At 70.7% G+C, this 7,027-nt stretch carries 4 protein-coding genes and 1 pseudogene; 2 read left to right on the forward strand and 3 right to left on the reverse strand.

From position 1 onward, the window contains the following. Window positions 1-407 precede the first annotated feature (407 nt). Window positions 408-3,335: a preprotein translocase subunit SecA gene (gene secA, locus PSH25_RS19985; protein WP_238660540.1), complete on the reverse strand. Its 2,928-nt coding sequence runs from the start codon at window positions 3,333-3,335 to the stop codon at window positions 408-410. Between the two features lie 168 nt (window positions 3,336-3,503). On the opposite strand from secA, the gene PSH25_RS19990 reads away from it, so the two are divergent. Together PSH25_RS19990 and PSH25_RS19995 are read left to right on the forward strand one after the other, a co-directional pair. Then, window positions 3,504-4,655, forward strand: coding sequence for a GNAT family N-acetyltransferase (locus PSH25_RS19990; RefSeq protein WP_238660541.1), 1,152 nt, complete (start codon window positions 3,504-3,506; stop codon window positions 4,653-4,655). Then, complete coding sequence (locus PSH25_RS19995) at window positions 4,652-5,764, forward strand: GNAT family N-acetyltransferase (RefSeq protein WP_238660542.1); 1,113 nt, start codon at window positions 4,652-4,654, stop codon at window positions 5,762-5,764. Before PSH25_RS19990 ends, PSH25_RS19995 begins: the two co-directional genes overlap by 4 nt. A 66-nt stretch (window positions 5,765-5,830) precedes the next feature. Here the strand turns inward: PSH25_RS19995 and hpf are convergent, their stop codons facing one another. Continuing rightward, window positions 5,831-6,466 carry a ribosome hibernation-promoting factor, HPF/YfiA family gene (gene hpf, locus PSH25_RS20000; protein ID WP_238660544.1) on the reverse strand — a complete coding sequence of 212 codons (636 nt, stop codon included), beginning with the start codon at window positions 6,464-6,466 and terminating at the stop codon, window positions 5,831-5,833. A gap of 244 nt (window positions 6,467-6,710) precedes the next feature. Beyond that, window positions 6,711-7,027, reverse strand: a pseudogene (locus tag PSH25_RS20005) (ComF family protein); the annotation flags it as partial.

The raw sequence follows: 7,027 nt of genomic DNA on the forward strand, positions 1-7,027 counted from the left end.
GGCCGAGCCGAGCCGAGCCGAGCCGGGCCGGGCCGGGCCGGGCCGGGCCGGGCCGGGCCGGGCCAGACTCGGCCACGCCAAGCTGGACCGAGCGGGCCACACCGGACCGAGCCAGATCAACCCCGAGTCAGACCAAGCCGGGGCCGGGCCAGTGATCCACTCGCGTTGCAGGAAGCCGGGCGGTCCGGCTGTCGGTGATGCCCCGCTTTCCGTGAAGGCGAGGTGATCACGGGCGCGGCCCGCCACGTAACCCCAGGAAACCGCGCCTGGATGGGCCTTTTGGTCGGGCAGGCGGGGCTGGAAGACACCGACGGGCCCCGGCCTGGTCGGCCGGGACCCGTCGGTCAGACGTTGTCAGTTCAAACGCGCTGTCGGTTCACACGCGCCCTCGGTGGAGCTGCTGTTGGTCAGTTGCCGCCGTTGGGGGCACCGTGGCAGCGCTTGTACTTGCGGCCCGAGCCACAGGGGCACGGCGCGTTGCGGGACGGGCCGTTGCTCGCCTCCGCCTGGTTCGGTGCCGGCCGACGGGCGGCAGCCGACGGAACAGCCGGACCACGCAGGCCCGATGCCGGCCGCTGCGGAGCGGACGGTGCGGTCCGCCCCGGTGCCGCCGGGGCACCCGGAGCCGGTCGACCCACACCGAGCGCCGGAGCCTGCTGCTCGGCCTGCTCCACGGCGACCGCACCCGGGCTGGACTCACCGTCGATGGTGGGCGCGGAGTATTGCAGGCCCTGCCGCCGCGGCGCCTGGTTGAGGCCCTTGGCCCGGATCTCCACCGGCTTGTCGAGCAGGGCGACCTCGTCGGCCCCCGCCTCCGGCTCCGGTTCGGTCACCTGGACGTCGATGTTGTAGAGGAAACCAACGGTCTCCTCCTTGATGCCGTCCATCATGGTGGCGAACATGTCGAAGCCCTCGCGCTGGTATTCCACCACCGGGTCGCGCTGGGCGTACGCCCGGAGGTTGATGCCCTCCTGGAGGTAGTCCATCTCGTAGAGGTGCTCGCGCCACTTGCGGTCGATGACCTGAAGGAGCACCATCCGCTCGAGTTGGCGCACCCCCTCGGTGCCGAGCTCCTCCTCACGCCGGTCGTACGCGGCGTTGGCGTCCTCCTTGAGGCGGGCGACCAGGAAGTCGGCGTCCATGCCGGCCCGGGAGCCGCCGGCCTCCTCCTCCAACTCCTCGATCGTCACACCGACCGGGTAGAGCTGCTTGAGGCTGGACCAGAGCTGCTCAAGGTCCCAGTCTTCGCCGTAGCCGTCGGAGGTGGCGCCCCGCACGTACGCCTCGACGGTGTCGTCGATCATGTTGCGGACCTGGTCGGAGAGGTCTTCACCGTTGAGCACCCGGAGCCGCTCGGCGTAGACGACCTGGCGCTGCTTGTTGAGCACCTCGTCGTACTTGAGGACGTTCTTGCGGATCTCGGCGTTCTGGCCTTCGATCTGGGCCTGGGCGCTCTTGATCTGCCGGGTGACCATCTTCGACTCGATGGGCACGTCCTCCGGGATGTTGAAGCGCTCCATCACCGCCTCGACCGCTCCGGCCCGGAAGCGCCGCATCAGCTCGTCCTGCAGGGACAGGTAGAAACGGGACTCGCCCGGGTCGCCCTGCCGGCCGGCACGACCGCGCAGCTGGTTGTCGATCCGTCGGGACTCGTGCCGCTCGGTGCCCAGCACGTAAAGGCCACCGGCGGCGGAGACCTCGTCCGCCTCGGCGTCGCAGGCCTGCTTCCAGTTGGGAAGGACCTCCTCCATCGCCTTGGCGTACTCTTCCTCGTTTTCCAGCGGGTCGAGGCCGCGCTGGCGCAGCTCGTTCGCGGCGAGGAACTCGGCGTTGCCGCCGAGCAGGATGTCGGTGCCACGGCCGGCCATATTGGTCGCCACGGTGACCGCGCCCTTACGCCCTGCCTGGGCGACGATCTCGGCCTCCCGCGCGTGGAACTTGGCGTTCAACACGTTGTGCGGAATGCCGCGGCGGCGCAGCAGCTGGGAGAGGATCTCGGAGTTTTCCACCGAGACGGTGCCCACCAGCACCGGCTGGCCCAGCTGGTGCCGCTCGGCGATGTCCTCGATGACGGCGTTGAACTTGGCCTTCTCCGTCTTGTAGATGACGTCCGGCCGGTCCTCGCGGACCATCGGGCGGTGGGTCGGAATGGTCACGACGCCGACCTTGTAGACCTTGTTGAACTCGCTCGCCTCGGTCTGCGCCGTACCGGTCATCCCGGACAGCTTCTCGTAGAGGCGGAAGTAGTTCTGGAGGGTGATGGTGGCCAGGGTCTGGTTCTCCTGCTTGATCTCCACCCCCTCCTTGGCCTCGATCGCCTGGTGCATGCCCTCGTTGTAGCGACGGCCGTGCAGGATGCGACCGGTGAACTCGTCGACGATCAGGACCTCACCGTCGCTGACGATGTAGTCCTTGTCGCGCTTGTAGAGCTCCTTGGCCTTGATGGCGTTGTTGAGGTAGCCGACCAGCGGGGTGTTCACCGACTCGTACAGGTTGTCGATGCCGAGCCGGTCCTCGACCTTGGCGACGCCCCGCTCGGTCACCGCGATGGTGCGCTTGGAGTGGTCGACCTCGTAGTCGCCCTCACCGTCGGTGCCGGGCTGGAGTCGGGCCACCACGCCGGCGAACTCGCCGTACCAGCGGGCGGAGTGCTCGGCCGGGCCGGAGATGATCAGCGGGGTGCGGGCCTCGTCGATCAGGATGGAGTCGACCTCGTCGACCACCGCGAAGTTGTGCCCGCGCTGCACCAGCTCGTCCTTCGACCAGGCCATGTTGTCGCGCAGGTAGTCGAAGCCGAACTCGTTGTTGGTGCCGTAGGTGATGTCGCACTCGTAGGCGGCCTTGTGCTCGGCGGCCGGCCGGTTGGGCAGCACCACGCCGACGGTCAGCCCGAGGAACTCGTGCACCCGGCCCATCCACGCCGCGTCACGCTGGGCGAGGTAGTCGTTGACCGTGATCACGTGGACGCCCTTGCCGGAGAGCGCGTTGAGGTAGACGGCCATGACCGAGGTCAGCGTCTTACCCTCACCGGTCTTCATCTCGGCGATGTTGCCGAAGTGCAGCGCCGCGCCGCCCATCACCTGGACGTCGTACGGGCGCTGGCCGAGCACCCTGGCGGCGGCCTCGCGGGCCACCGCGAACGCCTCCGGCAGCAGATCATCGAGGGTCTCACCCTCGTCGAGCCGCTCCCGGAACTGTTCGGTCATGCCGGCCAGTTCCTCGTCGGTGAGGTTGACGTAGTCGTCCTCGATCGAGCTGACGGCGGCGGCGATGGCCTTGAGCCGGCGCACCATGCGGCCCTCGCCCGCGTTAAGGACCTTTTCCAGAATCGACACGGATCAACGCTCCCCTAGACAGTCTCGAACCATCGTAGGCGCTCCATCGGCGCGATGGTCACTGGTGGCGGTGCTCGACCCCGCAGAACCCGACATAACTCGCGTCCTGCGCGCGCCCCAAACGTTATCCGGTTACGCCGTCGGCGAACGCTACGGCAGGATGCACGAGTGGAGCCCGTAGAGATCATCGAGGATGGCGTGCTGCTGCGGCCCTGGCGAGAAGCGGATGCCGAGGCCGTACACCGAGCCTGCCAGGACCCGGACATTCAGCGCTGGACCACCGTACCGCGCCCATACCGGCCGGAACACGCGCTCGGATTTGTCACCGAGATGAGCCGGAAGGCCTGGGCCGAGGGCAGCGGGGCACCGCTGGCGGTGTGCGACCCGGGCACCGGGGACCTGTTGGGCGCAAACGGCCTGGTCTCCATCGACAGGGACGGCACCGGCGAGATCGGCTACTGGACGGCGCCCTGGGCGCGTGGTCGGGGCGTGATGGTCCGGGCCACCCGGGCGGTGGCCCGCTGGTCCTTCGACACCCTCGGGCTTCGTCGGCTCCTCTGGCACGCCGAGGTGGGCAACCACGCCTCCCGGCTGGTGGCCCTGCGGGCCGGTTTCCGGGTCGACGGCCGGTTGCGGCTGGCCGACCCGGCGCTGCACGGCAACGCGGACGCCTGGGTCGGCTCGCTGCTGCCCAGCGAGGTGCCCGCCGCCGGGTCCACCGGTCCGGCCGGGCCGGGCACCGTCGCCGCCCGCCGGGCCGCCGTCTTCGGCCGTCCGCAGCCCGTTCTGTTCGCCACCACCGGGGCCGGCGAGCTGCGTCTGCGGCCCATGGAGGAGCACGACCTGGACGCCGTGGTGCAGACCTGCCGGGACCCGGACACCATCCGGTGGACGACCGTGCCCGACCCGTACGAGCGCGCCGACGCGCAGGGCTACCAGACCCACAGCCGGGACGCCTGGGCTCGGGGGGACGCCGCATGCTTCGTGATCGCCGACCCGGACGACCGGTACGCGGGCTCGCTCGACCTGCGGCTCTCCCCCGCCGACGCGCTGGTGGCCGACGTCGGCTTCATGACCGCACCGGCGGCCCGGGGCCGGGGCTATCTGCCCGCCGCGCTGGTCGCGCTCAGCGCCTGGGGCTTCAGCACCCTGGGCCTGGCGCGGATCGAGTGGAAGGCGAACGTGGGCAACACCGCCTCCCGCCGAGCGGCGGAGAAGGCAGGCTTCCTGATCGAGGGGACCGCCCGAGGCGGTGTGCAGCACCGGGGCGAGCGGGTGGACACGTGGGTTGGTGCGCTTCTCGCCAAGGATCTCGGATGATCCCGCGGCCGGTCGTCGAGGCGTACGGGGTGCGGCTGCGCCCGTTTCGCGCCGAGGACAGCGCCGACGTGGTGGATGGTTGCGCGGACCCGCTGACCCAACGGTTCGTGTCGAACCTGCCAGTGCCGTACACCGAGACCGACGCCCGCTGGTGGATCGACGTCGGCGCCCCGGCGGCCTGGACCGGCGGCGGCGCGGCGTACGCCGTCGCGGACCCCGCCACCGATCGGCTGCTCGGCGCGGTGGGGCTGAACAACCCGGTGCCCGCCCGGGGTCAGTTCGAGATCGGCTACTGGATGCGGCCGGCGGCGCGCGGTCGCGGACTGGCCACCGCGGCGACTCGCGCGCTGAGCGAGCACGCGTTCGCCACCGGGACGGCCCGACTGGAGTTGCTCACCGAACCGGAGAACGACCCGAGTCAGCGGGTCGCGTTGGCCGCCGGCTTCCGCTACGAGGGTCTGCGCCGGTCGGCCGGCGCGTCCCGGGACGCGGGCCGGCACGATCTGCTGGCCTGGGTACGCGTCGCCGGTGATCCGCCCGGCCCGACCGCCCGACCGCTGCCCGACCTGCCCGGCGGGGTGCTCACCGATCAGGTGGTGGCGCTGCGCCCGCTCGCGCCGGACGACGCGGCGCTGATGTACCGGCTGCACAGCCGACCCGAGGTGGTGGCGAACCAGGCGCCGCCGGTGCCGCCGACGCGTGAGGCGATGGAGCGGCGTTGTCGTCTCGCGCAGAGCGGGTGGCTGACCGGCGAGATCGCCCGACTGCTGATCACGGACGTGGCCAGCGGAGAGCCCGTCGGCAGTTGCGGCCTGTCGTACACCGATGTGGCCGCCGGCGAGGCGTCGGTGGGCTACGCGTTGCTGCCCGACTGGCGCGGCCGGGGGCACGCGACGCGGGCGGTCCGGTTGCTCGCGGACTGGGCGTTCGGCCCGGCCGGTATCGCCCGGCTGTCGGCCGGCACGGTGCCGGACAACACCGCGTCGCACCGGGTGCTGGAGCGGGTCGGTTTTCGGCGTGAGGCCGTTCAGCGCGGCCGGCTGCCCGGGCTGGCCGGCGCCCGTCTGGACGACCTGACCTTCGCGCTGCTCCCGGCCGACCTCCGGTGACAGATCATGGAGTTGTGGTGGGCGGTCCCCACCACAACTCCATGATCGACGCGGGTCGGCCAGCGGTCAGGTGGCGAGGGAGATGATGCCGTAGTCGTACGCGTGGCGCCGGTAGACGACGCTGGGGCGGCCGGACTCCTTGTCCTGGAACAGGTAGAAGTCGTGGCCGACCAGTTCCATCTCGAACAGCGCGTCGTCGATGGTCATCGGCTCCGCCGGGTGCACCTTCTCCCGGGCGATGTGCCACGGCTGGTCGTCGTGCTCCTCTTCGACCCGCTCCGCGACCGCGGTGCCGGCGCGGGCGCCGTCACTCGGCGCGCTCAGCGCGGGGGACACCAGGTCCGCGACCGGCAGGCCCGCGGTGGCCTCGGCGACGGAGATCGGCGCGTGCCGGCCCCGGTGTACGCGGCGGCGGTCGGCCGCGCGGCGCAGCCGGGTGTCGAGCTTCGCGATGGCCGCGTCGAGCGCACTGTAGAAGTCGTTCGTGCAGGCCTCGGCCCGAATTACCGGGCCCCGGGAAACGCAGGTGATCTCCACCCGCTGGCAGTGGTCGGCCTGGCGCGGATTGCGCTCGTGAAACAGCTCGACATCGACGCGAATAAGTTTGTGGTCGTAGCGTTCGATCTTCGCGAGTTTCTCGGCTACGTGTACCCGGTAATGGTCCGGCACTTCGACGTTTCGGCCCTTGACCACGATGTCCACGTGACCTCCCTTGTTCGGACGGTCTTCGATCCGGTTACCCGGCCGCGCGCCGTGGGGAGACCCGCTGGCGTCGACCGGTTGGTACGGCTACGCCTCCTCTCACCGCCAGGGGCGGTTGGAACGACCTCCTACCCCCGACAGCGAAACGCTAACTCCTGTTCCCCCAACAGTCACCCCATGTTGCCGAGACGGCCCAGATTTTTCGCAGCTCATACACCAACGGGTGAAACGGAAACACGATCGGTTACGACTGGTGTCTTTTCTCGGTCGCCGCGAGCACCGCGGCGACACTCGGTGCCCATCCCGTCGCGGTCAGCACCCTGCTCGCGGCGGCGAGGGTCACGCCGGTGGTGACGATGTCGTCGAGCAGCACCACGACCGGCGCCGCGCCCGCGACACCACCCCGCACCGGTCCGGTCGAGCGGGGTTGGAAGGCCGCCTCGGCCGCCGCCGCCCGACCGGCGCTGTCCAGGGTCACCGAGTCGGGCCGGGGCAACGCCCGCAGCGGACGGCGCACCCGCACCGCCCAACCGCCCCGGTTGAGCCTCGCCGCGCAGTGCC

Origin of the sequence: Micromonospora foliorum (assembly GCF_022229015.1) — a bacterium.
Classification (GTDB): Bacteria; Actinomycetota; Actinomycetes; order Mycobacteriales; family Micromonosporaceae; genus Micromonospora; species Micromonospora foliorum.

What these genes read in the sequence shown, in the direction of transcription:
- PSH25_RS19995 (WP_238660542.1), top strand. Translation starts at nt 4,652, where the DNA reads ATGATCCCGCGGCCGGTCGTCGAGGCGTACGGGGTGCGGCTGCGCCCG.